The 26111-nt window shown below is 41.9% G+C and carries 22 protein-coding genes and 1 riboswitch; of the genes, 14 read left to right on the top strand and 8 right to left on the bottom strand.

Annotated features, from left to right (window positions below):
* The first annotated feature begins 139 nt into the window (after positions 1–139).
* A complete protein-coding gene (locus FQ085_RS15515) occupies positions 140–985 on the top strand; it encodes a DegV family protein (RefSeq protein ID WP_058386341.1) in 846 nt (281 codons plus the stop codon).
* A gap of 69 nt (positions 986–1054) precedes the next feature.
* Here FQ085_RS15515 and FQ085_RS15510 read toward each other — a convergent pair whose 3' ends face one another.
* The 4 genes from FQ085_RS15510 to FQ085_RS15495 form a co-directional block, all read right to left on the bottom strand.
* Positions 1055–1402 carry a DUF6568 family protein gene (locus FQ085_RS15510; protein WP_149457086.1) on the bottom strand — a complete coding sequence of 116 codons (348 nt, stop codon included), beginning with the start codon at positions 1400–1402 and terminating at the stop codon, positions 1055–1057.
* Between the two features lie 163 nt (positions 1403–1565).
* On the bottom strand, positions 1566–2660 hold the full coding sequence (locus FQ085_RS15505) for an NAD/NADP-dependent octopine/nopaline dehydrogenase family protein (protein ID WP_058386339.1): 1095 nt from the start codon (positions 2658–2660) through the stop codon (positions 1566–1568).
* Positions 2661–2704: 44 nt separating this feature from the next.
* Positions 2705–4132 carry a YfcC family protein gene (locus FQ085_RS15500; protein ID WP_058386338.1) on the bottom strand — a complete coding sequence of 476 codons (1428 nt, stop codon included), beginning with the start codon at positions 4130–4132 and terminating at the stop codon, positions 2705–2707.
* 168 nt (positions 4133–4300) lie between these two features.
* Positions 4301–5023 (bottom strand): GntR family transcriptional regulator, encoded by a 723-nt coding sequence (locus FQ085_RS15495; protein ID WP_058386337.1) that lies wholly within the window; start codon positions 5021–5023, stop codon positions 4301–4303.
* 380 nt (positions 5024–5403) lie between these two features.
* Here FQ085_RS15495 and FQ085_RS15490 point away from each other — a divergent pair, with 380 nt between their 5' ends.
* The 3 genes from FQ085_RS15490 (at position 5404) to FQ085_RS15480 (ending at position 8288) form a co-directional block, all read left to right on the top strand.
* Positions 5404–6360 (top strand): sensor domain-containing protein, encoded by a 957-nt coding sequence (locus tag FQ085_RS15490; RefSeq protein WP_149457085.1) that lies wholly within the window; start codon positions 5404–5406, stop codon positions 6358–6360.
* Positions 6361–6646: 286 nt separating this feature from the next.
* Positions 6647–7630 (top strand): tRNA dihydrouridine synthase, encoded by a 984-nt coding sequence (locus FQ085_RS15485; RefSeq protein WP_071153001.1) that lies wholly within the window; start codon positions 6647–6649, stop codon positions 7628–7630.
* A gap of 193 nt (positions 7631–7823) precedes the next feature.
* Positions 7824–8288 carry a MarR family winged helix-turn-helix transcriptional regulator gene (locus FQ085_RS15480; RefSeq protein WP_058386335.1) on the top strand — a complete coding sequence of 155 codons (465 nt, stop codon included), beginning with the start codon at positions 7824–7826 and terminating at the stop codon, positions 8286–8288.
* A gap of 62 nt (positions 8289–8350) precedes the next feature.
* Here FQ085_RS15480 and FQ085_RS15475 read toward each other — a convergent pair whose 3' ends face one another.
* Positions 8351–8863, bottom strand: a complete 513-nt coding sequence (locus FQ085_RS15475; RefSeq protein ID WP_058386334.1) for a CarD family transcriptional regulator — start codon at positions 8861–8863, stop codon at positions 8351–8353.
* A 240-nt stretch (positions 8864–9103) separates the two neighbouring features.
* On the opposite strand from FQ085_RS15475, the gene FQ085_RS15470 reads away from it, so the two are divergent.
* The 5 genes from FQ085_RS15470 (at position 9104) to metH (ending at position 16676) form a co-directional block, all read left to right on the top strand.
* Positions 9104–9316, top strand: coding sequence for a hypothetical protein (locus tag FQ085_RS15470; protein WP_058386333.1), 213 nt, complete (start codon positions 9104–9106; stop codon positions 9314–9316).
* A 118-nt stretch (positions 9317–9434) separates the two neighbouring features.
* Positions 9435–9953 (top strand): YehS family protein, encoded by a 519-nt coding sequence (locus FQ085_RS15465; protein WP_071153003.1) that lies wholly within the window; start codon positions 9435–9437, stop codon positions 9951–9953.
* 174 nt (positions 9954–10127) lie between these two features.
* Positions 10128–10715, top strand: a complete 588-nt coding sequence (locus tag FQ085_RS15460) for a hypothetical protein (protein WP_262499823.1) — start codon at positions 10128–10130, stop codon at positions 10713–10715.
* Between the two features lie 507 nt (positions 10716–11222).
* A riboswitch (SAM riboswitch) is annotated at positions 11223–11327 on the top strand.
* 71 nt (positions 11328–11398) lie between these two features.
* The gene (locus FQ085_RS15455) at positions 11399–13258 is read left to right on the top strand and encodes a bifunctional homocysteine S-methyltransferase/methylenetetrahydrofolate reductase (protein ID WP_149457084.1); all 1860 of its coding nucleotides are present in this window, start codon (positions 11399–11401) and stop codon (positions 13256–13258) included.
* On the top strand, positions 13239–16676 hold the full coding sequence (gene metH, locus FQ085_RS15450) for a methionine synthase (protein WP_149457083.1): 3438 nt from the start codon (positions 13239–13241) through the stop codon (positions 16674–16676). The genes FQ085_RS15455 and metH overlap by 20 nt, the downstream gene beginning before the upstream one ends.
* 851 nt (positions 16677–17527) lie before the next feature.
* Here metH and msrA read toward each other — a convergent pair.
* On the bottom strand, positions 17528–18667 hold the full coding sequence (gene msrA, locus FQ085_RS15445; protein ID WP_149457082.1) for a peptide-methionine (S)-S-oxide reductase MsrA: 1140 nt from the start codon (positions 18665–18667) through the stop codon (positions 17528–17530).
* 249 nt (positions 18668–18916) lie between these two features.
* On the opposite strand from msrA, the gene FQ085_RS15440 reads away from it, so the two are divergent.
* Positions 18917–19924, top strand: coding sequence for an LLM class flavin-dependent oxidoreductase (locus tag FQ085_RS15440; RefSeq protein WP_058386328.1), 1008 nt, complete (start codon positions 18917–18919; stop codon positions 19922–19924).
* Between the two features lie 56 nt (positions 19925–19980).
* Positions 19981–20112 carry a hypothetical protein gene (locus FQ085_RS18380; RefSeq protein ID WP_256204315.1) on the top strand — a complete coding sequence of 44 codons (132 nt, stop codon included), beginning with the start codon at positions 19981–19983 and terminating at the stop codon, positions 20110–20112.
* A 159-nt stretch (positions 20113–20271) separates the two neighbouring features.
* On the opposite strand, the gene FQ085_RS15435 is transcribed toward FQ085_RS18380, so the two are convergent.
* Entirely contained in the window at positions 20272–21300 is a 1029-nt protein-coding gene (locus FQ085_RS15435) for an NADP-dependent oxidoreductase (protein ID WP_149457081.1), read from the bottom strand.
* A 183-nt stretch (positions 21301–21483) separates the two neighbouring features.
* On the opposite strand from FQ085_RS15435, the gene FQ085_RS15430 reads away from it, so the two are divergent.
* Entirely contained in the window at positions 21484–22605 is a 1122-nt protein-coding gene (locus tag FQ085_RS15430) for an NADH-dependent flavin oxidoreductase (protein ID WP_149457080.1), read from the top strand.
* A gap of 111 nt (positions 22606–22716) precedes the next feature.
* On the opposite strand, the gene FQ085_RS15425 is transcribed toward FQ085_RS15430, so the two are convergent.
* Positions 22717–24045, bottom strand: coding sequence for a TrkH family potassium uptake protein (locus tag FQ085_RS15425; RefSeq protein WP_078080145.1), 1329 nt, complete (start codon positions 24043–24045; stop codon positions 22717–22719).
* Between the two features lie 178 nt (positions 24046–24223).
* Here FQ085_RS15425 and FQ085_RS15420 point away from each other — a divergent pair, with 178 nt between their 5' ends.
* A complete protein-coding gene (locus tag FQ085_RS15420; protein WP_149457079.1) occupies positions 24224–25072 on the top strand; it encodes a MurR/RpiR family transcriptional regulator in 849 nt (282 codons plus the stop codon).
* 133 nt (positions 25073–25205) lie between these two features.
* Complete coding sequence (murQ, locus tag FQ085_RS15415) at positions 25206–26090, top strand: N-acetylmuramic acid 6-phosphate etherase (RefSeq protein WP_058386323.1); 885 nt, start codon at positions 25206–25208, stop codon at positions 26088–26090.
* The last annotated feature ends 21 nt before the right edge of the window (positions 26091–26111 follow it).

Genomic DNA, 26111 nt, shown 5'->3' with positions numbered 1-26111 from the left:
GTTCAAAATATGACAGCGCTTTTAAAACTTCTCCTATATATGACAACTGTCACTAGTGCGCTCGTTGTCAGTCAGGTAAGTTATCGTTAGTAGATAGCTAGTTCCAATATGAAACTTGTATGTAGAGGGGAAGTTTTTAATGAAAAAAATAGCTTGGATTACGGATACAGCTGCACAATTAGACGACGCTTTTATCCAAAAACATGATGTATACGTACTGCCTTTAAGTGTTGTTTTTTCTGATGGGTCATTTAGAGAATCCGTCGATCTCACACAAGAGGAGTTTTACGATAGATTACGCTTATCAAAATTTTCACCTAAAACTTCACAACCAGCAATTGGAGAAATGCTTGCTTTGTATGAAAAACTAGAATTAGAAGGCTATGATTTTGCAGTTGCTGTACATCTATCAAGTGGACTTTCGGGGACAATTGACTGCGCACAGGCCGCTTCAAAAATGACCGACTTTAAAGTATATCCGATTGACTCGAAAATTGGTTCTTTTCCAATGATTAAAATGATTGAAATGGGTAGTAAACTGTTCGCAGAAGGCAAAGACGTAGAAGAAGTAGTGGCAACTATTACGAGAATGACAGATAAATCGAAGCTGTCTTTTATTCCTTCGAGCTTAAACCAATTACATAAAAGTGGGCGTGTTTCTGGAACACAAACCTTCATTAGTAATTTACTGAACATTAAAGTTGTTATCAGTTTCATAGATGGCAAACCCGTTATGACCGAAAAAGTGCGGTCAAATAAGCGGGCGAAAGATCATGTCCTGTCTTTATTGCGTGCAGATATGGCCATAGCCACGGTGCCAGAAATTGCTGTGATTCACTGTAATAACGAGGAAGACGCAACAACCTGGAAAGACGAGCTCGTGCAAGAGTTTCCTGATCTGAACGTACACGTGATGGCACTCAGTGTTTGTGTAGGTGTTCATGCGGGCGAAGGGACGACCGGATTGAGTTGGGTTACTTATTAAGTTTAAAAGACAAAAAGACCGCTGATTCCTACTAGGATCAGCGGTCTTTTCTTTTTTGTTGGAAGTAGCTTATTTATTCATATGAGCTTTGATTTCTGCTTCGTTCATAGATGAATCACATTTTACGTTTGTCGTGTCACCTTTTGTATAGATGAAACCAGGAACTGTTGGAATGTTGTATTGGTTACGGAATGCTGAAATGCCATCCATATCAGCTGCTTCTACGCTGTTCACGTAGTAGATATGCGTATTCGTTTGCTCCGAAACATCTTTTAGTTTTTTAACGAAAGTTTGGCAGAAAGGACATACAGCCTTGCCAACGTAGATGACGGCTTCGGTTTCCCCTTTTACCAATTCTTGTGCTTTCGCGGAATCAATTTTTTCAAAACCTGCTATGTTTTCTTCGTAAGTCGTCATTACCAAATCAATCTCCTCTCTCTATTATCTTCATTGTACAGGAGTGCCTGTGTAGACGAAAAAAATATGCTTGAGCGGATGTAAGGAAATAGGGAATTCGAAATGGTCAGTCTGTTTTAAGACTCAACCACTCGGATGCGGCTGCCAGGTATAAATCCAGTTTTTAAGATCGCTGACCCGTTTGGACATATTGCAAAAATTCTTCGGCGGTCATGTCGTCAATACCAAGATTTTCAAGCGTTCTTGCATGAGTCATTAAATCACGGTCAAGGACAAGTTGTGCCATCTCGATAATTACTTCCATTCGTGCTGTCGGTAATTGAAGCAACTTGCCAAGAGCGACGAAAGGCACAAGGCCCATAGGAATATCTTCTGATAAGTAACGTGTATCAAGCGTTTTTTGTCCTTTAATATCCTGATATACGCTATTATTCCGTACCGATTCTGCGAGACTATTTTCATAAACATCATACTCAACTTCAAGCTGCTGACGACACGATAATAACTCAAGACCTAAAGCGCGTCCGATTGCAAGCCGTTCCTCATCCATGCTTTCAACAAATCGTCCAATGGATGGAGTAAAGCCATCAATATAAAAATGCCATTCGCGATCGGATTCGATTGTGCCGGCATTCAGCAATGTTGTCGCTGGGTGCAAAATCGGATTGGTGTTATCAAAGCTTGTTACCAAAATGCTATCGGCGGCTTCAAACTGCGGAAATGCTGTTTGCAAAGCTGCCACAACTCTTGGCGTTTCAGTAGCGGGAAGTGCCGCAATCAAAATTCGGTTTTTCAGTCCGAACACTTGAGTTCTACCGGCTTCGATAATGCGGCAACCATACAATAACGTGTTTGTTTCTGCCAGTGTCACATTTGCTGTACAGCCTTCGTCATGGAGAGTTTTTTCAAATGCTAATGATCCGAATGTGGCTGCTGGATTTAAGACAATAATTTGCCCATCTTTCAAATGCTTTGCACATGCCTTGGCAACTAAAGTATGTGCAGTAGCAGGTACTGTGATCAGTACGATATCGGCATCTTGCAATGCTTCTTCGATATTCGTTGTGGCACAGCTAACTTTGCCGAATCCAGTTAATGCATCTTCAAGAAAGACGCCACCTTGTTTTTTAATGGCTTGAATCGTATCTTCAAAAATGTCATACAGTGTCACGTCGAATCCCATTATTCCTAAATGCCCAGCTGTTGTTTGCCCGCCGTTGCCGCCACCTAAGATTGTCCATTTTGTGCTTTTTTTCATCTTTATCTACTCCCAGTTCGCGATTTTTCTTTTACTAGTTGGAATCAAAATGGACCCCAGTCAATCCATACACCAATTGCTAAAATAATCATTGTCCAAATCGTCCATTTTAATACGAGTGGTCCTGCAAAACGAATCCATTTACCAAATGGAACAGCTGCAATGCCAAGTGCCGCCATCAGAACTGGATGTGTTGGAGTAATCATATTCCAATAACCATCTCCAGATTGAAATGCCTGAACGGCAATTTGACGGTTAATGCCAATCACATCACTAATAGAAGACATAATCGGCATCACAACAGCAGCTTGTCCTGTAGATGACGGAATAACAAAGTTAATAAGTCCTTGTGAAATGTACATGCCCCAAGCGGCAAAGACACTATGTAAGCCTGCTAGCGGCGTAGACACAGCATAAACGAAAGTATCAATAATCTGTCCTTCTTCCATGACGACAAGAATCGCACGAGAGAGGCCGATGATAAGGGCGGCAGCTGTTAATTCAGCAGCACCTTTCATAAATTCATCGGTAAATTGATTAAAGCTACCATTGAATGCAATAAGACCAACGATAATGCCCATCAGTAACATTAATGCAGAAATTTCTCCGAGGTACCAGCCGTATTTCAATACACCGAAAACGAGTGAAACAAGTGATAAGCCCAAAATAATCATAATGGCTTTGTGTTGCTTGGTCATGGTGAGATTATCCAGCAATGTAACGTCAGTTTCGACTTCGACTGTTTCTCCTGATAAGAGACTTGTTTTGGGATTCAGTTTCACTTTCTTGGCATATCTCAATGTGTGATGAATGGCGATGATCAATCCGCCAATCATTAGGATAGTACGTAAGCCGATACCTGAAAAAAGAGGCAATCCAGCGATAGCTTGTGCAATTCCAACGTTAAAAGGATTGAGAGGACCAGCAGAATATCCTGCATACACGCCGACGACCACAATCGATACTGCGACAATTCGGTCATAGCCCATCGCAATTGTTGCAGCGAGTACAATCGCAACAAAAGGCAAAGTCTCTTCGGCCATTCCGAACGTCGCACCGCCAATCGCAAATGCAGTCATGGCAATGACGATAAAAAGAGATTCTCTTCCTTTCAGGCGATGGATCAATCGAGCTAGCGCCGCATTAATGGCGCCACTTTTAACGATGACCCCAAAGACGCCACCGACAATCAAGACAAATGCGATAATCTCAGCAGCGCCAACGATGCCGTTAAACACGGATGACAATACGCCGCCAGGCCCAACAGGTGAAGATTCTGTATAAGAGAAGCTATCCGCAACGATTAATTCTCTACCGGTTTCATCATCCATTGCTCGCTCGTACTGACCTGCAGGTACGATATAAGTTAATAATGCGACAAGAACGATGATGAACATCAGTAATGCAGTTGTTGTAGGCGCTTTCAATTTCAACTTTCGTTTTTCATTTTTCCCCTTGCTGTGCTTTTCCATGTAACCCACCATCCTTCTAAATGTATAAAAAACAGGTAACTCAGCTTTAAAATCATATTAACTTAATTAAGTATAATATTATAACTTTATATAATAATAGAAACTAAAATGATACTAGTTTCTATATAAAATGATGTAGGCAACATTAGAGATCACTTTTTCTATCGATCAAGTCAGTTCTAACTCTACATAGTACTTGTCTTTGTCTTGTTTCATAACGAATTTAGAATACTCAACAGGCTCTCCGGACGTGGAGTACGTAATGCGCTCCCAAACAAAGAGCGGCGTATTTGAACGAACTCCAAGCAACTTCATTTCTTTTTCATTGGCGACTGCTGCAGAAAAGTAATTTTTCGAACGTGCTAGAGAAATTCCACATGTTTTTTTCAGAACGTCATAAACAAATGTATCTTTGTTGGGTGGCTGTTCGATAGCGGGCCAGATATTCTGAGGAATATAAGTGTACTCTAACGAAACCAATTCTCCTTCTTCATAGCCAAGTCGCTCTAAATAGACGAATTCAGTGTCTGCAGGCAAACCTAACTGCTTAGCTACCCCAGGATAGGCTTGATGAAAACCACTTGCAAGTAAATCATGAGAACTGCTAATCTCTTCATTCATCTTGATAAACTCTGATTTGTGGATATTTTTCTCTGTTGGCAGTTTGGTTACAAAAGTTCCGCGTCCGCGTTGTCGCATGAGCATTCCTTTGTCCACTAAATTCATAATGGCTCGTTTGATGGTAATGTTGCTAACATCGTGCGTTTCTGCCAATTCGTTTTCTGTTGGAATCTGAAAACCTTCGTCCCAAACTCCTGTCAGAATCTTATCCTCTAAAATAACCTCTACTTGCGAATAAAGAGGAGTTGTTGCTGCTTTATCAATTTTCATGCATCCCACCCTCTGTCTGGTGATTATAATATTATAACTATTCAGTTACTATATAAGAGAAATTATTGATTGTAAAGCTTTTTTTTATTGAGTCTTTAGGCAAAAATTATCTTTTATCAATAAAAAGTAAACACAGACTCTCCATCAATTGAACGATAAAAGAGCTTTTTTCGGGTATTGCTATTTATTTCACTAGGTGTCTGACAAGAAACGAAGCTCTTAAATGTCTTCAATAATCACTTAGTGGGTCATTCAAGAGGCGGGCAAGTTGTTTAACAACCATTCGCTGTCTATGTTAAGCTTTAGTGAGACTTATACGATTAAATGGATAGTTGGTTAACTTAAAAATACGGACATGACGATAATCGAGGTGCCTGACGATGACGATATTTCAAGAATTAGAAATGTACAAGAATTTTGATGAACTAGCTACTGACTTACTCGATCTCGCCAAAGAAATCTTGCCGGAGCAATTTATTTTTTTAAGTTCTATTAATGATACGCAGCAAGTAATATTGAAATTATCAAATGATAATACAAGCATTGATGTCACTGAAGGTACGATTGTAAATCTTAATGATACCCTTTGTCAGCACATTGATTTTGGAACAAAACAACCGTTGATTTATGAAGACGTCAGCAAAGAAAGTAGTTTAGGTGATTTTAAGAATATACTAGAAAAAGCCAACATTAAATCTTATTTGGGGATCCCTATTTCTTTTGTTAATGGAGAGAAATTCGGAACATTGTGTGCGGTGAATGATCAAGTAAGCCGTTTTGATGAGAAAAGTATTCACTTGCTTCAACGAATTGTTCGGATGTTTTCTTATTACTTGGATTTAGAGCGTTTTGCTTATAGAGATGCGTTAACCAACCTATACAATAGACGTTATCTTGCTAAATTTTTCGAAGACCATCACGATTCTGGAGGAACAGTGTTCTTTCTAGATTTGGATGGCTTTAAAGGAGTCAACGATTTGTACGGTCATGACGCTGGGGACATGGTGTTAGAAGAAGTTGCATCCAGACTTCAGAAATTTATCGATGGGTATGAGGATGTTTTTGCTGTTAGATTAGGGGGAGATGAATTCGTTATCCATTTCTCTCAACCAACTAGCGCAGAACGACTGAGTGAAATGGCGACACGTTTACTGGATAGTTTGATGACTTGGGATGATGATTTTCAACTTTCTGCAAGTCTTGGAATTGCTACGTACTCAATTAACAGCGAAATTGACTTGAAAACACTCCTTAAAAATGCGGATTTCGCTTTATTTCAAGCGAAGAAATCAGGGAAAAACGCGTATCAGTTTTTTGAAACAGAAAAGATCGTGTGATCGTTGATTTCCAAGCCAAAAGCGTCAACTCGATTATCGAGTTGACGCTTTTATGATGAAAAGTAGTACGATGACTAGCCAATCTAAAGTCAGCAAGCGATTAAACAACGTAGCATTGTCAATACAAACCTCGCCACTTTCCACAAACGGACGATTCGTGTAAACTGTATAAGGTTAAGAAAAAATGAGATGACGATACAACAAGGATTGCTAGTATAAATCGAATAATAATGTTTGGATGAAGAATCGATCTTGCATCCTTTAATGAAAGGATTGGAACTTGAATATGAAAGAGAATTTTTGGCGTGATTTACCACGACCTTTTTTTGTATTGGCGCCGATGGAAGATGTTACGAATGTAGTGTTTCGCCATGTAATAGCAAAAGCGGCAAAACCGGATGTGTTTTTTACTGAGTTTACAAATACGGAAAGTTACTGTCATCCGGAAGGAATCTTTAGTGTGCGAGGGCGTTTGACCTTTACTGAAGACGAACAACCAATGGTGGCTCATATATGGGGCAATAAGCCTGAGCATTTCCGAGAGATGAGCATCGGAATGGCGAAACAAGGCTTTAAAGGAGTCGACATCAACATGGGTTGTCCTGTGCCAAATGTTGCGGCCAAAGGAAAAGGCAGTGGCTTGATCCGGTATCCGGACAACGCAGCTGATATTATCCAGGCAGCAAAAGCAGGCGGCTTGCCTGTCAGCGTCAAAACAAGAATTGGGTATACGGACGTGGACGAGTGGAAAGGCTGGCTGACTCATCTATTTGAGCAGGATATTGCCAATTTATCGATTCATTTGCGGACCAAAAAAGAAATGAGCGCAGTGCCTGCACATTGGGAATTGATTCCAGAAATCAAGAAACTTCGTGACGAAATCGCGCCAGATACTCTTTTGACGATCAACGGAGATATTCCGGATCGTCAAACGGGTCAGGAACTTGCCGATAAATATGGGGTTGACGGCGTTATGATCGGGCGAGGTGTTTTTCACAATCCCTTTGCTTTTGAACAAGAACCGACAGAACATAGCCCGAAAGAATTGTTTGACTTGCTGAGGCTACACCTAGACCTTCACGACCACTACTCAACAGAAAGTCAGCCCATCGCATTCAAACCGTTGCGCCGCTTCTTTAAAATTTATGTTCGTGGAGTACGAGGCGTTGGTGAATTGAGAAATCAGTTGATGTATACTGAAACGACAGATGAAGTACGTGCATTGCTGAACGACTTTGAGCAGCAGGAGCAAGAGCTGACATCTGTCTAATAGAACGCAATAGAATTCTTTTGTGCAAGTGTTTTTGAAATAAAATAATGGTATCTTCATCATAAGAAACCGCCTGAGTATTCCAAAAAGTGGAATGTCTAGGCGGTTTTTTAGGACGATATGACGAAGAGAAAGTTATGGAATCGCTAGTATTTTCACAAATTGACTTCATCTGATAGAATCGGTATATTAAATGGCGAAGCAAATGATTGGAGTGAACCGTTTGACCCCGTACGTGGAATTGCAGAATTTAGAGTTGATTGATTTATTGAGCGAACGCCATATTTCAACACAGAGAATTTCAGAGCGTGCATGGAACGACACGAGTGACATCCACATTTCAAACTCTGAATGGCAGATTATGGCACGCATTTATAAAAAGCAGCCCACTATTTCGTATGTTACCAAAAATGTAGACATCTCTCGCCAGGCCATCCATAAATTCATTAAAAACTTGGTGACTAAAGAATTGGTAGAAGTACAAAATGTTGAGAACAATAAAAAAGAAAAATGCATTCGACTCACGACGTTAGGGGAAGAATACTACGAAAAAAACGAAGCATTGAAAATTCAGTTGGAACATAAAATTGCAGAAAAAATTGGTGCTGATCAAATGAAAATGCTCAAAGATCTTTTAAAGACCGATTGGGGAATATAGTTTGGATGTTAAAAAAGATCTTGTTTCATCAATTTATTGATGAAACAAGATCTTTTTTTAGTCTAGTTAACAGTCGAAGACGGTTGATCTTCTGTGATCAGGTCGTTAATCATTTGATTGATTTCTTCAAAGCTCGTGTCCATTGCGTGAGCAAGTTCTTTAAAGAGCATGATCTGTGTGTTGTTAATCAGTTTATAGTCATGCGCGTAGAAAGTTTCTTTCTGAAGCTGCGTATCAAACTTCTTGCGCATTAGCGTATTAACAATTTCCGCAATTTGCATGCGGTCTCCTGTATTAATGAGCTTAGGCTGTAACGCTTTAGCAGTTGACTGATCGGGCTCTACTCCAGGCTTTTTAAAAATTTCAATGATTTCGAGTGCTTGTTCTTTTTGGAGAAGCTTCAGCATCACGACTTTATCGTTATCGACAGGCGTAGTGATGGTCACTAACGTATTCGCTAAAGGATGCAATTTATAATATTTCTTTGTGACACCTGAAACTGTTTCATCACGGATATCGTTAATTCTACATAGGCCATGTGTGGAATAAATGATGTGATCTCCAATGGTAAACATTTTTTTCCTCCTAAAATGTATCTCAACTAATTCTAGTATAGCACACATGCTTTAAATCGTAAACTTAGTTGACAATTAAAGAAAGGGGCCTGGGGAAAAAGAGATGTATTCGTTACTTTTCCTTCTTTATTGAAGCTCGTGCAGACATAATACTGTCACAAAAAAGGGATTAAAGCATAAAGAAGTAGGGAATAAAGGGGAAAGCCTGTTCGTAGATTGTCGAAGTGGAGGTAACAAGAGATGAAGAGTATAGAAGAAGCAAAGCGTTTGATTATCGCCGAAAAACTGAAACACTATAATGAACGTCTGGCAGATATGGAGCGAGATTTGCAGTTTTTCTATGAAGAGTCGACGAACGATAAAGAATCTTTGGACATTATTCAAGATATGAAAGAGAAAGTCGAACAATTAAAAGAAGTAAAAAATAAAGAAAACCACGAGACAGTGTTCTAATCCTGTCTTTTTTGCTGTCTTCGCGTAAGTGCGATGACCCGGGGATTATGTGCTATCATTAGAATTGAATCGACTTCGGATAACGACGATAATGAGCAAGCTACAGGAGGAAGAAAAGATGGATAATAACGATTTATTGATCAGACTGCGTTATGCACTAGATATAAAAAACAGGGATATGGTCGAAATTTTCAAATTGGGTGGTATAGAACTTAGCAAAGATGAAGTATTAAAAGTGCTGACAAAAACCCCAGATAGCGAAGAGGAAGAGGAAGATCGTATTTGGATTGACCGGGAAGAAGAAGACTATATTAAAGCAGAAGACGCTCTATTTGAATCTTTTTTAAATGGATTTATCGTTTTCAAAAGAGGACGTCAAGAGCCCAAACCTGGGCAAACTGAAGTTTCTGCAGTGACCAATGAACGTTCTAACAACTTACTGCTGAAAAAAGTGAAAATTGCTTTACAGCTAACGAGTGAAGACATGTTGGAGATTTGGGATTTAGCTGGAGTTACGGTAACAAAAGGTGAACTTGGAGCGTTACTCCGAAAAGTTGGCCATAAAAATTACAAAGAATGCGGCGATCGCTATGCACGCAACTTCTTAAAAGGATTAGCAATCAGATTCAGAAAATAAAAAAAGCGTGTCTACGAGTCAGCGTTACTGATTTGTGGATAGGTTTTTTTTATTTTCGTAGACTGGATAGCTTAGAAGCAGACTTTCTTCATGGATAAAAAGAACTATCCCTTTCGTGTGAAAATGATATGATAGAAAGAAGAAATCATAGATGGGTGCAAAGGGGATAGCAGGATGAATTGGTTGCCGAAGAGAAAAAATAAAGTGGCGGCTTTTTGGGAATGGTTTGCAGACAATAAAGAGGTCTATAGTCGCTTGGATGAGTCGAGTAGAAGCAAACTATTAAATCAATTGGAAAAGAAATTGCACAAGGTTAACAAACATTTGGCGTTTGAACTTAGTGAACGTTTAATTAACGACAAACGACAATTCATCATCAGTGCGGACGGCATGGTTGAGGCATTTGATGACGTCATTGATCTAGTTGGTCAGGCTCCAGAATTTGAACCGTTTACGATTATCGCCTTTCGCCAGCGACAAGACGAAGAGGTATCGATCGAGTATGGCGATATTAAATTAGCATGGGAAGACATCTTTTGTACTTTTGAAAAAGATAACGCCAACGACGAAGTGAATTTAATTCTTTACATTAAAGGTTTTACTGAAGAAAATGAAGATGAATTTATCTCGGCTTCTTTTATTCTATTGGATACAGTTATCGGGGAATACAATGCTGGCATGCGCATTGGAGAAATTGAATTTATTAGTTACGAAGGACAAGCAGACGCTCGGCCGGTAAAGGATTTGCAAAGTCTTTTTTAAAGAAGAAGAAGACAGTATACTTATAGAAAAACCTGTCGGAAGTTTTTAATCCAGATAGGTTTTTTGAGTCGCAAGCGAGCTGATGAAGTGGCAGCGGTGTTAGGGTTTTGCCCAAGTGTCTTGGCTAAACCAAGTGCATACATAACTGGATTCTGATCGGCCAGAGAAGCCTAGAACATTTTCATAATATACATAAAGGTGCCATTGTTTTTGATCGAACATTTTCCAAGTGACTGTATGTTACTGTCCTTATGAATAAGCATGTAACTCTTCTGCTGATTTACTTACTGATCCAGTATTTACTGAAATGGTTTGTACAATAAATAAACAGATGTAGAGATGAGAAAGAATAGGGGGGGCGGCGAAAAACCGTTAACAGCTTCTAAAGAATAAAAGGATTCTGTTTTTAAAGAAACTCACAGAAAGTTCATTTTTTTCTAACAAAATATATTGACCTGACCAATAGATACCTGTACTATACTAAGAATACTAAAACTGAATAGTGAATCTTTATCGAGAGAAGTTGAGGGACTGGCCCTATGACGCTTCAGCAACCAGCCGAAAGGTCAGGTGCTAAATCCAGCAGGCAAGAGATTGCCTGACAGATGAAAAGGAACGAGTTTGATATCGTAAAGCCTTCTTTTTCATGGAGGCTTTTTTTGTATATATAGGGGGTTGAGTAGATGGGTTTATTAGATGAACTGAAGACGAAAATTTTGACGGCGGACGGTGGCATGGGAACCTTGCTGTATTCGTATGGCATTGAGTATTGCAACGAGGAATTGAATTTACAGCGCCCGGAAGTGATCGAAAAGATTCATCAAGACTATATCAGAGCTGGAGCAGATATCATTCAAACCAATACGTACGGGGCTAATGCACTCAAACTTGCTCGTTACGGATTAGATGAACAAGTTGCAGACATCAACAAAGCTGCTATTGAAATTGCGAAACGCGCAGCAGCACCGGGTGGTCAATTTGTCTTTGGAACGATTGGCGGCATTCGCGGAATTCGTAAAAGTGACGCCACCTTGCAGGAAATCATTGCGATGGTCGACCAGCAAGCGAGTCAGTTGCTTGCGGGCGATCCCGACGGCCTACTACTCGAAACTTATTACGATTTTGAAGAATTAGCAGCAACTGTTAAACATTTGAAAGGCATCACAGACACCCCATTGATTGCACAAGTATCGATGCATGACCCGGGTATTTTGCAAAACGGCATGTCATTGAATGACGCTTTGCACCAACTAGAATCACTTGGAGCAGACATTGTTGGTGTCAATTGTCGTCTAGGACCGCATCATACAATTCAAGCTTTTGAAGAAGTAACCTTACCCGAAAAAGCTTTTCTTTCTGCATACCCAAATGCTAGCCTGCTTGACGTAGAAGATGGGCGGATTGTTTACGAATCAGAAGCAGATTATTTCGGACGTGCTGCTTTATTGTTAAGACAAAAAGGCGTTCGCTTGATTGGCGGTTGCTGTGGTACAACACCAAAGCATATTGAAGCCGTGAAAAAACACCTCGGTAAGTTACCGCCGATTTTTTATAAAGAAGTAACCAAAAGAAAGCCGATTGTCATTCGAGAGGCCGAAGCGCTAGAAGTAAAGCCGCTTCACGAAAAAGCGAAAACACAACGAACGATTATTGTGGAGCTCGATACGCCACGTCATTTGGACGTCACAAAATTTCTTGAAGGCTCTGTCGCTTTACATGAAGAAGGTGTGGATGCTGTCACCATGGCCGATAATTCATTAGCGTCGCCGCGCATTAGTAATATGGCGATGGGCTCGATTCTCAAGCACACAGAAAAAATTCGGCCGCTCGCTCATATTACGTGTCGCGACCGTAACTTAATTGGTTTGCAGTCACATTTGATGGGACTCGATGCACTCGGTATGCACGACATTCTCGCTGTCACGGGCGATCCGACCAAAGTTGGAGATTTCCCAGGAGCGACAAGCGTTTATGACGTGTCCAGTATGGAATTGATTCAATTGATCAAAAAACTAAATGAAGGCATTTCGTTTTCTGGTAAACCGCTACGGAAAAAAGCTAATTTCTCTGTCGCTGCAGCGTTCAATCCGAATGTTCGCGTGCTTGACCGAGCCGTAGCAAGACTTGAGAAGAAAATTGAAAGCGGAGCGGATTATTTTATTTCGCAGCCCGTATACACAAAAGAAAAAATCGTTGAAATGTACGAAGCGACAAAGCATTTGAATACGCCCATTTTTATTGGGGTAATGCCGTTGACTAGTATTCGCAGTGCTGAATTTTTGCATCATGAAGTGCCGGGTATCAAGTTGTCAGAAGACGCACTTGAACGCATGCGTGCATGTGGAGATAACAAGGACCGTGCAACAGCGGAAGGCATTCAAATCGCTAAAGAATTGATTGACACAGCAGCAGAGCTATTCAACGGTATTTACTTGATCACACCGTTTGTCCGTTACGACATGACCGTGGAATTGATTCGGTATATTCGACAACTAGATCAACAGAAAGAGAGCGATCGCAGCCATGTCCAAACATCTTATTGAACAACAGCTTGAAAAAAGAATCTTAATTATCGACGGAGCGATGGGGACGATGATTCAAAATGCCGATCTGTCACCTGAAGAATTTGGCGGAGAAGAATTTGACGGCTGCAATGAATACTTGAACATTGTCCGACCGGATGTTATTCAAAATATCCATACGGCTTATCTTGAAGCTGGAGCCGATATTCTTTGCACCAATACATTTGGAGGTACACCGATTGTTTTGGACGAATACGGAATCGGTGACCAAGCGGCGGATATTAATAGACGCGCAGTCGAAATTGCGAAACGAGCGGCTGCTGAATTTTCCACCCCGGAATGGCCTCGTTTTGTGGCAGGTGCGATTGGACCGACAACGAAAACTTTGTCTGTAACGGGTGGCGTCACATTTGATGTCATGCTGGAAAATTTTCACGTGCAAGCCAAGGCACTTGTTGAAGGCGGAGCAGATCTCATCTTGCTCGAGACCAGTCAAGACATGTTGAATGTGAAAGCGGCGACAATTGGCATTAAACAAGCTTTTGAAGAAACGGGAATCGAATTGCCGATTATGGTGTCCGGAACGATTGAACCGATGGGAACGACACTTGCCGGTCAAAGCATTGAAGCGTTTTACATTTCCATTGAACATGTCAAGCCGCTATCCGTCGGGTTAAACTGTGCAACAGGTCCAGAATTTATGACAGACCATATTCGTTCGCTGTCAGAGCTGTCGGACGGCTATGTTAGTTGTTACCCAAATGCAGGCTTGCCAGATGAAGACGGTCATTATCACGAAACACCCGAATCACTTGCGAAAAAATTAAAAGGTTTTGCAGATAAAGGGTGGCTGAACGTCGTCGGTGGTTGTTGCGGGACCACACCGGAACATATTAAAGCAGTGCGTTTGGCTATGGACGGATTGCCACCGAGAAAACCAGACCCTGTTGAGCGCGGTCATGTCGTGTCTGGAATTGAGCCTTTGCAATACGACGAAACGATGCGTCCTTTGTTTATCGGAGAGCGGACGAATGTTATTGGTTCTCGTAAATTTAAACGATTAATAGTCGATGGCCAATTTGAAGAAGCATCTGAAATTGCTCGCGCACAGGTGAAAAACGGAGCACACGTTATTGATATTTGTTTAGCAAATCCGGATCGTGACGAAGTTGAAGACATGACAAAATTCATGAAAGAAGTCGTCAAAAAAGTAAAAGTACCGCTCGTTATCGATTCTACAGACGAAGAAGTGATTGAAGTCGCATTGAAATTTTCACAAGGAAAAGCGATTATCAACTCAATTAATCTAGAAGACGGAGAAGAGCGTTTTGATGCGGTGATGCCACTCGTGAAAAAATATGGTGCGGCAGTCGTTGTGGGTACAATCGACGAAGTTGGGATGGCGGTCACGCGTGAGCGTAAGTTGGAAATAGCCGAACGGTCATATGACTTGCTGGTCAATAAATGGGGGCTAGCACCGGAAGACATCATTTTTGATCCACTGGTATTCCCAGTCGGTACGGGCGATCAGCAATACATTGGTTCTGCAGTAGAAACGATTGAAGGTATTCGGTTAATTAAAGAAAAACTGCCACGCGCATTGACGATTTTAGGTGTTAGTAACGTTTCATTCGGCTTACCACCGGTTGGTCGTGAAGTGTTAAATGCCGTGTATTTGTACCATTGCACGCAGGCAGGTTTGGACTATGCCATCGTCAATACGGAAAAGTTAGAGCGTTATGCATCCATTCCAAAACAGGAAATCGATATGGCTAATGAATTGCTGTTTACGACAACAGATGAAACTTTAGCTGACTTTACGGCTTTTTACCGCGATAAGAAAAAAGAAAAAACAGAAGATGATATTCCGAAAACAGTACCAGATCGACTCGCTTACTATATTATAGAAGGAACAAAAGAAGGGTTGATTCCAGATTTGGAAAAAGCACTAGAGATGTATGATGAACCGCTTGATGTCATTAATGGACCGTTGATGAAAGGTATGGCGGAAGTAGGGCGCTTGTTTAATGACAACCAATTAATTGTTGCGGAAGTGCTGCAAAGTGCAGGCGTCATGAAAGCAGCCGTGTCATTTCTTGAGCAGTTTATGGAGAAAAAAGAAGACGATTCTGGAAAAGGGAAAATCGTTTTGGCTACTGTTAAAGGCGATGTTCATGACATCGGTAAAAACTTAGTGGAAATTATCTTAAGCAATAACGGCTTTAAAGTGATTGATGTTGGGATTAAAGTGACGCCGGCTACCTTGATCGAAGTAATTCGAAAAGAAAAACCAGATATGATTGGCTTGTCGGGGTTACTCGTTAAGTCGGCGAAGCAAATGGTCATCACCGCGCAAGACTTTAAAGAAGCGGGCATTGATGTACCCATTTTAGTGGGCGGGGCGGCATTGTCGAGACGCTTTACCGAAACCAAAATTTCAGCGGAATACGACGGGCCGGTCATTTACGCGAAAGATGCGATGCAAGGATTAGACCTAGCAAATCGGCTGCAAAGCGGTGCAGGAAAAGCAGAGTTGCTGCTAGAGTTGGATGCACAACAAGAAAAACGCCAAGCCTCTGAAGCAGTGCGAGCAGCAAAGCCCGCTGTTGCCGTTGCTGAAAAACCAGTGAAAACGGTACGCGAAGATGTTACGGTTTACGTGCCGAACGATTTGCGTCGTCACGTATTGAAAGAGTATTCTGTGGCTCATTTGTATCCATACGTCAATATGCGCACGTTGATTGGTCATCACCTTGGATTAAAAGGCTATAACGATAATACGTTAGCGAAAGGCGATCCGCGTGCTATTCAGCTTCATGAACTGACGACCGAGTTTTTAGGATCAGGACTGTTAAAACCATCAGGGCTGTATCAATTTTTCCCAGCTCAAAGTGACGGAGACGATGTCATCGTTTATGACCCTGCTGATGGCAAAACAGAAATCGAACGATTTACATTTCCACGCCAATCCGCGTTACCATTCTTATGCTTGTCCGATTACTTAAAATCAGTCGACAGTGGCGAAATGGATTACGTGGCCTTTATGCAAGTAACTGCAGGCTTTGGCGTACGCGAACAAGCAACACGCCTGAAAGAACAAGGCAAATTTTTGGAAAGCCATGCACTGCAAGCAACAGCACTTGAACTCGCAGAAGGTTTTGCTGAACGCATCCACCAAGAAATACGCGATCAATGGGGCTTCCCAGATACAACCGATTTCTCCATGCGCGACCGTTTTGCCGCCAAATACCAAGGCCAGCGCTTCTCATTCGGTTACCCCGCGTGCCCGAACTTAGAAGACCAAGCCAAATTATTTAACTTGATCAAACCCGAAGACATCGGCGTGCATTTAACCGAAGAATATATGATGGACCCCGAAGCATCCGTGTCCGCAATCGTATTTGCGCATCCAGATGCCAGGTATTTTGTAGTTGACTGATAGTAGAAAAGCGGAAGCGCCCGTGTAGCTCTGCCGGGCATAAGACAGACTAGCGAAGTGGCGCACTTTGCCACAGAGCTGGGTTGGCTTATGACCCAAAGAGCTGGGCGCTGGAGTCTGGACAAAGAAAAGCGGAAGCAGCCGTGTAGATTCGACGGGCATAAGACGCGCTGGCGAAGTGGCGTACTTTGCCGCACAGCCAGAGTGGCTTATGACCCTAGAATCTGGCTGCTGGAGTCTAGACAAAGAAAAGCGGAAGCAGCCGTGTAGATTCGACGGGCATAAGACGCGCTGGCGAAGCGGCGCACTTTGCCGCACAGCCAGAGTGGCTTATGACCCTAGAATCTGGCTGCTGGAGTCTAGACAAAGAAGAAAAGCGGAAGCAGCCGTGTAGCCACTGGCGATTCTATCTAAAGTGAGTATTTCTGAGTCTCATAATTCACCAGCTATAAATAGAAAAAGGGCAGTCAGCTAAATGCTGACTGCCCTTAGACTGTAGACAAAGTCTATAAAAAATGAATAGTCGTGTATAATCCAACCGGTCCGGCCACTTTGCTTTCCGCGGTCTCAAATCAGCGAGAGTACCTAACGAATCTACTTTTCATAAGCACTCTCTCAAGGATTCGGAGCGCAATGCGGTGACTCCTGCGGAAGAACGAAGTGATGAGACCCCGCAGGAGCTTGCGACGAGGAGGCTCAGCGCTTCGTCCGCGGAAAGCGTCCGCATGGAGCACAGAATCCAGTATATCCAAGATGCAGCGACTATTTATTCTTTAACTAACGTAAAAATTCTTTTGTCTACGACCTGAGGGCAGTCAGCTAAATGCTGACTGCCCTTTTGGTAGTGTAAATCAATTTACTTTATCTAACAAAAAGCCGTAGCCTTCTGCTTCCATATCTGCTTCAGGTACAAACAATAGCGCTGCACCGTTCATGCAATAGCGTAAGCCACCTTTGTCTTCAGGACCGTCAGTAAAAACATGGCCTAAATGATTATCGCCAGCACGGCTTCTGATTTCGGTTTGTTGCAGGAAGAGAAAACCGTCATCATGCTCGGTGACAACTGCCGGATCGATTGGCTTCGTGAAACTCGGCCATCCTGTTGTGGAATCGTATTTATCTGCAGAAGAGAAAAGCGGTTCTCCAGTAGTGATATCTACATAAATACCAGGCTCATAAAAGCCGTCGTATTCGCTAGAAAAAGCGCGCTCCGTATCGTCTTTTTGTGTCACATCGTATTGAATATCAGTCAATGTTGCTTTTAGTTCTTCGTCACTCGGTTTCGGGTAAAGTGCCGGGTCGATTACCGACTGTGCATCTCCTTCTACCTCTTGACCTTCTAACGTATCAAACTCAACATGACAGTAGCCATCTGGATTTTTTTCAAGGTAATCTTGATGGTATTCTTCAGCTAAATAATAATTATCCAGCGGTTCAACTTCTGTCACAATCGGCTCATCGTAGCGCTCTTTTTGGGCTGCGAAAACCTTATCGATAACAGCTCGATCGTCTTCATTTTCATAATAAATTCCTGTGCGGTATTGTTCGCCGCGATCATTGCCTTGCTGATTCAAGAGTGTTGGATCGATAATCATGAAGTAATGGCCGAGTAGCTTCTCCAAATCGACACGCTCTGGGTCGTAACGAACGTGAACGGTTTCAGCATGTCCGGTGTTTTCACGGATAACTTCTTCGTAAGTCGGATTTTCGGTATTGCCATTGGCATAACCTGACGTCACATCATAAACGCCGTAAACGCGTGCCATATAAGCTTCGACTCCCCAGAAGCAGCCGCCGGCCAAATAGATATCCTGCAATTTATCGGTATCGAACTCGAGATCCACATTCGGATTATCCGGAAATTTAGAAGTGCTTGTATTGGTTGCTTGCCCAGAAGCTGAACTGCTAGACTCGGAAGCATTCGAAGTAGAACAGCCTGAAAGCACCAATAATACTAAAACAATAAAACCTGCAAATGAGAGTTTTTTCATAGTGAAGCTCCTGCCTTTCTTGGTGGAGGGACGTGTAAGCGCTTTTCCATTTTTATTATCTTTAGTGTAATAGAATGTCAGAAAAAGGGGAACTGAAGCGATTCGGAAATAACTGTTAAATTGCGGCGGCTGTCACATAATAGATATATTAAGTTAGAAGTGTATCTGTAAGATTTGTAGGACAGCAAAGTAGAAAGGGCATCGATTTGCATGCTAAGCTTTAAGTATAATGAAAAGGAGTGCAGGCAAATGGTTCTACTGAACGTCTTGGATTATTCACCTATTGATGAAGGGCAGACAGCGTCAGTTGCGCTCAAACAAACGACTCAACTTGCACAGCTAGCAGAAAAGCTTGGATTCAAGCGTTTTTGGGTAGCTGAGCACCATAAAGTCGACTCAGTTGCTGGCAGCTCGCCCGAACTGTTGATGATGCATTTGGCGACTTCTACAAAAACCATTCGCATCGGTTCAGGTGGTGTCATGCTGCCTCATTATAGTGCTTATAAAGTTGCAGAAAACTTTCGTCTACTTGAAGCCTTGCACCCGGAGCGCATCGATCTCGGCATCGGGCGTTCGCGCAGCTACCGAATCGTTAACGAAGCATTGAATGAAAGCAAAACAAAACGGTTGCCTTATGAACAACAGTTGACGGACCTTCAAAAGTATTTTTCAGATGATACAACGAGCGAACATCGTTTTCAAGCCTTACAAGTAATGCCGACGATTGAAACAGCACCTGAATTGTGGCTTCTTGGTACAGGATTTGGCAGTGCCCGGCTTGCTGCTGAAAAAGGGATGAGTTATGCTTATGCGCATTTCGCAAAACCGTCTGAACAAGCAGTGGATGTTATAAAAACTTATCGTTCAAACTTTCAGCCTTCGGTATTTTTACAACAACCGCAAGTCATCATTGCTGTTTTTGCAGTAGTTGCCGAAACGATGGAACAAGCGGAGGCGTTGGCGACCGCTTTTGATTTGTGGTTATTGTTTATTGAGTCGGATTCACCACCGCCTTATTATCCATCGATTGAAACGGCTCGAAAACGTGGCTTTAGCGCAAGTGAGCAAGAAAAAATCGAACGCAATCGTAAGCGCATGTTGATTGGTACCGCTGAACAGGTGAAAGAGCAAATTGAAGAGATTGCTGAACACTTTGAACCAGATGAAATCACCATCATCCCGAACATTTCAGGTATAACAAATCGCATGAACGTATTGCGTTTATTGGCATCGGCATTCGATTTATCTGAAAAATGAAACCAATCCTTGCTTGCTACGTATAAAGTAAAAAAGTAGAAGGGGCGGCGTGGTAGATGGAAATCAAAACGAAGGAGAAAGAAAAGAAGAATCGCTGGTGGATTTTTGATGTGATTCTTGAAGGTCTGGAGATTTTATTTTATATCCCGCGTTTAGTTTTGCGAATCGTTTTGGAAGTGTACCGATAAGCGAGGATTTGACGATTCGGACAGTATTTCTTGAAATTGGACAGTATGTGGCTCAAAACGGACAGTATTCAAGACAAATCGGACAGTATTCCACGCATTCTCGACAGTATCGCCAATAAATGGAAAAAGCCGCCTGGTCTAGGCGGCTTTTTCATCGGTTTATAGCTTAGCAAACTCAGAATCAGCGACTTTGACCAATTGTTTGCCGAGATTGGTGCCTTTAAATAGGCCGAGAAACGCATCCGGTGTATTTTCAAAGCCTTCGACAATCGTTTCATCGTATTTCAATTTGCCTTCTTGTAGCCATTGCGTTAGTGCCACAACGCCTGTTGGTAAATCTTTGGCGTAATCACCGAGTGTGAAGCCTTTCATCATTGCGCTTGTTTTGATGAATTGACCTTGAATGCGGGGTCCAACATCCCCATCTACAGAATTGTAAGAAGAAATTGCGCCGCACACGGTAACACGCGCATGCTTGTTTAACTTATTCATGACTGCATCGGAAATGTCACCACCGACATTATCAAAGTAAACATCAACACCATCTGGAAGAGCGGCTATCAAGTCTTCTTTAAAGCTGTCTTTTTTGTAATTAACAGCTGCGTCAAAACCGAGTTCGTTGATCAAGTAATCAATTTTGTCATCAGAGCCTGCGATGCCGACAGCACGTGCACCTTTGATTTTCGCCAATTGGCCAACGATGGAACCGACTGCACCTGCTGCGCCAGAAACAACAACCGTTTCACCAGCTTGAGGTTTGGCAATGTCGAGCAATCCGAAATAAGCAGTCAGTCCAGTCAATCCAAGAACACTCAAATGTGCTGTGATAGATGCTGCAGTTGGATCAACTTTTTGAAGTTTGGTGGCATTCGCCACGTTGTACTCCGACCAGCTAAGATTGTTGCTGACAATGTCCCCTTTTTCAAATAAATCCGAACGTGATTCAACAACTTCAGCTAACACGCCACCGACTAAAGCTTCGTTTAGCTGGAATGGTGGAATGTATGATTTTATATCTCTCATTCGTCCGCGCATATACGGATCCACTGATAGGTAAAGAGTCTTCAATAGGACTTCGTTTTCGCCTGGTGTCGGAATTTCTTTCTCAACAAATTTGAAATCGTCGTTTGTCGGCATGCCCTCAGGACGATTCACTAAATGAATTTCTTTATATTTTTGAACGGTCATGGAAAATTCCTCCTTATGTATGTAGATTCGATGAAAAGCGTACCACTCGGAGTAGAAGTGGTCAAAAATAATGTACCGAAAAAAGGGAGCGAGCGCGTATTCTTGATTCCTTAAAATTCATATGCTATTTTGAAATACCGATAGCTTTCGGAGAAGATGAGCACGAAGAAAAGAGGAACTTCCATGAAGTCATTATATAAAGAGTTATTCCATGAAATTACTTTGCCAAACGGCGTAGTATTAAACGATCGTTTGGGGGTAGCGCCGATGACAACTTATTCGGGAAATAGAGACGGGACTGTTTCAGACGAAGAATTAACGTATTACAATCGTCGTGCAGGTCTAGGTAGTTTATACATCACAGCGTGCATCGCCGTTTCAGAAAATGGCATTGCGTTTCCAAACCAATTTATCGGGTTTGACGACAGCGCACTTCCACGCCTAAAACAATTGGCAAAAGAAATGAAATCAAAAGGCAGCAAAGCAATTTTGCAAATGCAACATGGCGGTCGTCAAGGACAGCCTGAATTGATAAAAGCCAATGAAACCGTAGCGCCAAGTGCTGTAGGAGAAGCGGGCAAGCCAACACCGCGCGAATTGACGGAAGAAGAAATCTACGCAATTATCGAAGATTTTGGGGCAACGACTAAAAGAGCAATCGAAGCCGGCTTTGATGGTGTGGAAATTCACGGCGCCAATACGTACTTGCTCCAGCAATTTGTATCGAAGGTTACCAATCAGCGTGAAGATCAATGGGGCGGCAGTCTAGTAAATCGCATGAGATTCCCACTTGCTGTCATGAAGAAAGTTCAAGACACGGTCGCAAAATATGCGGATGAGCAATTTATTGTCGGCTACCGTCTATCACCAGAAGAAAACAATGAAAAATCGACGGGCTATACAATAGAAGAAACGAAGATACTCGTCGAAGAATTGGTTCAACGTGGTATCCATTATATTCATGTATCGCTGTTCGAATTCAAGAAAACACCAAAAGGCGCTGAACAAGGCGATAGTATCGTTCGCATCTTAGCGGATCAAATCAATGGCCGTGCCGCTTTTGTAGCAGTCGGCAGCATTAAAACACCAGAAGATGCGGTAACGGCTTTGGCAGAAGGCGCAGATATTGTCGTCTTCGGACGTCAAGCGCTAATTGATCCTGAGTGGACGGATAAAGTAAGACAAGGAAAAGAACAAGAAATCCATCCGGCGATTACCCAACAAATGGTCGGTAAATTGGATATTCCGCAAAATATGTGGAACTTGATTACTTCGTACGGAATGATTAAAGTCGCAGATAATTGATCTGACAAGGTTTAAGCGCTCAACTGTAATTGAACATTGCTCGTTAGTTAGCAGGAAATAGAGTAAATACAAAAACGCAGCTCCAGAAATACAGGGAGCTGCGTTTTTATATCATCCAGTAAATACAGGATCGTATGGATACCGATAATTTTCTTTGCGAGGTTTCATTAAAATAAAGAAAAGCGTCAATGGTCCAATGCGACCCGTAAACATCACGAGGCTCAAAAGCACTTCGCCGATACTACTCAAGTCTCCTGTGATGCCCATAGATAAGCCGACCGTACCAAAGGCGGATACCACTTCAAAGGCGAGCGGCAAGAACGGAATTTTTTCTGACACAGTCAACAAAAATAGGAAGAGAACGACGAGCAAGACGCTGATGGTAGTAATGGCAAGTGAACGAATGACCGTTTCAAGTCGAATTGAGCGACCGAAAAGCTCAGGTTCGCGGCGTGACTTCAAGAATGAAACAGTCGCTAAAATGACGACAATAAACGTAGTGAGTTTAATGCCCGAAGCTGTCGAAGCGCTACCACCACCAATAAACATTAACAACATCGTGAACAATAAAGTCGGGTCTTCAAGTTCGCCGTAGTTCAACATATTAAATCCGGCAGTTCGCGGGGTTACCGCACTAAAATAAGAAGTCGATAATTTTTCGTATAAGGACATGTTACCAAGTGTCCCAGGATTATTATACTCCAAAATGAAAATGACAATTGTCGCGACAGCATTCAAAATCAGAGTGCCCCCAATCATCAGTTTCGTGTGCAAAGACCAACGATGAAATGATTTTTTTTGTGCGATATCCATAACGACTGTAAATCCAATGCCCCCGATAATAAACAATGAGGATAGTAAGATAGTGACTAGTGGATCTCCAGCAAAGCTGATCATATTATCAGGAAACAATGAAAATCCTGCGTTGTTGAAAGCGGAAATGACGTGAAAGACACTGTAGTTGAGTGCATCTTTAAAGCCGAATTCAGGGGTCCAGTAAATAGTCAGTAAGACAGTCGCGACAGCTTCCACGGTTAAAGCAAATGTCAAAATCGATTTGACGAGCTTAACAACGCCGCCGATTGAACTTTGAGTTAACGATTCCTGCAGGTAAATTCGGTTTTGAAGGCCAACCTTTTTACGGAACAAGATGAGAATCGCAACCGCGAAAGTCATCAAGCCGATGCCGCCGCATTGAATCAATACCAATAGAACCAATTCGCCAAATCCGGTAAGAACCGTGGCGGGGTCAAAAACGCTAAGACCTGTCACGGTCGTAGCGGATGTAGCGGTAAATAAGGCATCAGTCCAAGAAATTGGCTGTGTTGTTGCGAAAGGGAGTTTCAGCAACAATGTGCCTGTCATAATCAAAAACAGAAAACTTCCGGAAATGACTAAAGGAGGAGAAATCGACATCCGCTTTTTTTTCCAGGACTGCATACCAGACACTTCCTCATCCTATAGAAATAAAATATGAGCCTACTCTATGCTTGTTTCAAGAAACTGTCAACAAAAAAATAGCTGACTACTAAAAAAATCGTGTATGCTATATAAGATGAACAAAAGAGTTTAAGATAATAGATTCAGCATATACAAACAGAATTACAGGAGGTTCAAAATGACTTCTTTAAGACAGAAAATCGAACAAGCGCTTTTGGAATTATCGGAAGCAGAGCGTCGCATTGGAGAGTATGTTCTTGGGAATTCTGAAGCGGTTCCTCATATGACGACAAAAGAACTTTCAAAAAAAGCAGCTGTGAGTGAAGCGACCATTATTCGTTTTTGTAAGTCCATCGGTATTGGAAGTTATAAATCTTTTAAGCTTGCTTTGATGAAAGACTTAAGCTTAACAGATACAAGTTTAACGGATTTTTCAGTATTAAATAAAAAAGACTCGCCCTATGACCTTTTTCATAAAGTAATTCATGTCAACAAGTCAGCAATTGAATCTTGTGCTGATTCACTAGATCGCAAAGAGTTAACCAAAGCGGTAGATGCAATTCGCGATGCACGAAAAATCGTGTTTTTTGGCGTTGGCGGTTCTTCAACAGCTGCAGTCGATGCGCAATATAAATTCACGAAACTTGGGTATCACTCGATTACTTCATTGGATTTCCATCATATGCTTTCTGTGATTCCGCATTTGACTGAAAAGGATGTTTTTGTTGCGATTAGTACATCCGGTAAAACAAAAGATGTGCTAGAGCTTACTCGATTCGCTCAAAGAAAAGGCGCGACTGTTATTGCTATCACCACACTTAGCAAATCTCCTTTATACAAAGAAGCGGATGTTCACTTATGTACACCAAACGTCGAACAAGATTTTCGCATTGGCAGTCTTGCTTCTCGTATGACGCAATTGACTGTGATCGATACCTTGTATTTGAGTATTTTCCATCATGTTGGAGAAAAAGTATTGCAGCAATATTATGATGCACGCGGTGAAATGGAACGCTTGAGAAGATGAGAGTCGATGATTCGGCTCTTTTTTTATAGAGTTTCATGAAATTAAAATTCATTATTTATTTAAAATATATTGACATTAAATTTCTTAAGGATAGAATGAAGACAACAAATAAATGTAAAGAAGGGGTGAGCTGATGCTGGAAAACTTGTCCACAGAAAAGCGTAACAACAACACCATGAAAATGGATGAAATGTCAGTGCTAGAAATATTGAAAACGATGAACCAAGAAGACAAAAGTGTTCCAGGAATCATTGAAAAAGAATTGGCGAGCATTGAAGAAGCGGTTGAAAAAGTAATCCATTCCTTTAAGGCGAAGGGCAGATTGATCTATATTGGCGCTGGAACGAGTGGGCGTTTAGGAATTTTGGATGCAGTTGAATGTGTGCCGACTTTTGGTGTCTCACCAAATCAAGTCGTTGGAATTATTGCAGGTGGTGCAGAAGCGATAAAGACAGCGATTGAAGGTGTGGAAGATAGTCGTCAATTCGGGATGGATGATTTGAAAGCGGTTTCTTTAACGAAAAATGATACAGTTGTCGGCATTGCAGCAAGTGGTCGTACACCCTATGTTATTGGCGCACTTCAATATGCTAAACAAATGGGTGCGGGGACAGTCGCCGTTTCCTGCAATACACAATCGGAAATCAGTGAATTTGCCGATACCGCAATCGAGATCGAAACAGGTGCAGAAGTATTAACGGGTTCTACACGTCTAAAAGCCGGAACTGCTCAAAAGCTCGTACTCAATATGATTTCAACAGCTGCGATGATTGGCGTAGGGAAAGTTTATGGGAATTTGATGGTTGATGTCCAAGCGACGAACGCAAAACTGATTGAGCGGTCCAAACGGATTATTATGGATGCAACGCAAGTCGATTACGATGCTGCAGAGCGTTTTTATGAAAAAGCGGATGGTCACGTGAAGACAGCAATTGTGATGAGTTTACTAGATTGTACAAAAGAACAAGCAATTGAAAAACTGGAAATAGCAGGTGGATTTGTTCGCAAAGCTTTATAACAGTTAGGGGAGCGGAGGGGT

This window comes from Planococcus sp. ANT_H30 (assembly GCF_008369335.1).
Taxonomy (GTDB): Bacteria; Bacillota; Bacilli; order Bacillales_A; family Planococcaceae; genus Planococcus; species Planococcus kocurii.
The sequence above is the reverse complement of the archived record's forward strand: the minus strand, read 5'-3'. Positions and strand labels throughout refer to the sequence as shown.

Coding starts and splice junctions, on each gene's coding strand:
- FQ085_RS15500 (WP_058386338.1), bottom strand. CDS start 4,132: ATGGAAAAGCACAGCAAGGGGAAAAATGAAAAACGAAAGTTGAAATTG.
- FQ085_RS15495 (WP_058386337.1), bottom strand. CDS start 5,023: ATGAAAATTGATAAAGCAGCAACAACTCCTCTTTATTCGCAAGTAGAG.
- FQ085_RS15455 (WP_149457084.1), top strand. CDS start 11,399: ATGGGTTTATTAGATGAACTGAAGACGAAAATTTTGACGGCGGACGGT.
- FQ085_RS15515 (WP_058386341.1), top strand. CDS start 140: ATGAAAAAAATAGCTTGGATTACGGATACAGCTGCACAATTAGACGAC.
- FQ085_RS15440 (WP_058386328.1), top strand. CDS start 18,917: ATGGTTCTACTGAACGTCTTGGATTATTCACCTATTGATGAAGGGCAG.
- FQ085_RS15490 (WP_149457085.1), top strand. CDS start 5,404: ATGACGATATTTCAAGAATTAGAAATGTACAAGAATTTTGATGAACTA.
- FQ085_RS15430 (WP_149457080.1), top strand. CDS start 21,484: ATGAAGTCATTATATAAAGAGTTATTCCATGAAATTACTTTGCCAAAC.
- FQ085_RS15475 (WP_058386334.1), bottom strand. CDS start 8,863: ATGTTTACCATTGGAGATCACATCATTTATTCCACACATGGCCTATGT.
- FQ085_RS15425 (WP_078080145.1), bottom strand. CDS start 24,045: ATGCAGTCCTGGAAAAAAAAGCGGATGTCGATTTCTCCTCCTTTAGTC.
- FQ085_RS15505 (WP_058386339.1), bottom strand. CDS start 2,660: ATGAAAAAAAGCACAAAATGGACAATCTTAGGTGGCGGCAACGGCGGG.
- FQ085_RS18380 (WP_256204315.1), top strand. CDS start 19,981: ATGGAAATCAAAACGAAGGAGAAAGAAAAGAAGAATCGCTGGTGGATT.
- murQ (WP_058386323.1), top strand. CDS start 25,206: ATGCTGGAAAACTTGTCCACAGAAAAGCGTAACAACAACACCATGAAA.
- metH (WP_149457083.1), top strand. CDS start 13,239: ATGTCCAAACATCTTATTGAACAACAGCTTGAAAAAAGAATCTTAATT.
- FQ085_RS15435 (WP_149457081.1), bottom strand. CDS start 21,300: ATGACCGTTCAAAAATATAAAGAAATTCATTTAGTGAATCGTCCTGAG.
- FQ085_RS15420 (WP_149457079.1), top strand. CDS start 24,224: ATGACTTCTTTAAGACAGAAAATCGAACAAGCGCTTTTGGAATTATCG.
- FQ085_RS15485 (WP_071153001.1), top strand. CDS start 6,647: ATGAAAGAGAATTTTTGGCGTGATTTACCACGACCTTTTTTTGTATTG.
- msrA (WP_149457082.1), bottom strand. CDS start 18,667: ATGAAAAAACTCTCATTTGCAGGTTTTATTGTTTTAGTATTATTGGTG.
- FQ085_RS15510 (WP_149457086.1), bottom strand. CDS start 1,402: ATGACGACTTACGAAGAAAACATAGCAGGTTTTGAAAAAATTGATTCC.
- FQ085_RS15470 (WP_058386333.1), top strand. CDS start 9,104: ATGAAGAGTATAGAAGAAGCAAAGCGTTTGATTATCGCCGAAAAACTG.
- FQ085_RS15460 (WP_262499823.1), top strand. CDS start 10,128: ATGAATTGGTTGCCGAAGAGAAAAAATAAAGTGGCGGCTTTTTGGGAA.
- FQ085_RS15465 (WP_071153003.1), top strand. CDS start 9,435: ATGGATAATAACGATTTATTGATCAGACTGCGTTATGCACTAGATATA.
- FQ085_RS15480 (WP_058386335.1), top strand. CDS start 7,824: ATGGCGAAGCAAATGATTGGAGTGAACCGTTTGACCCCGTACGTGGAA.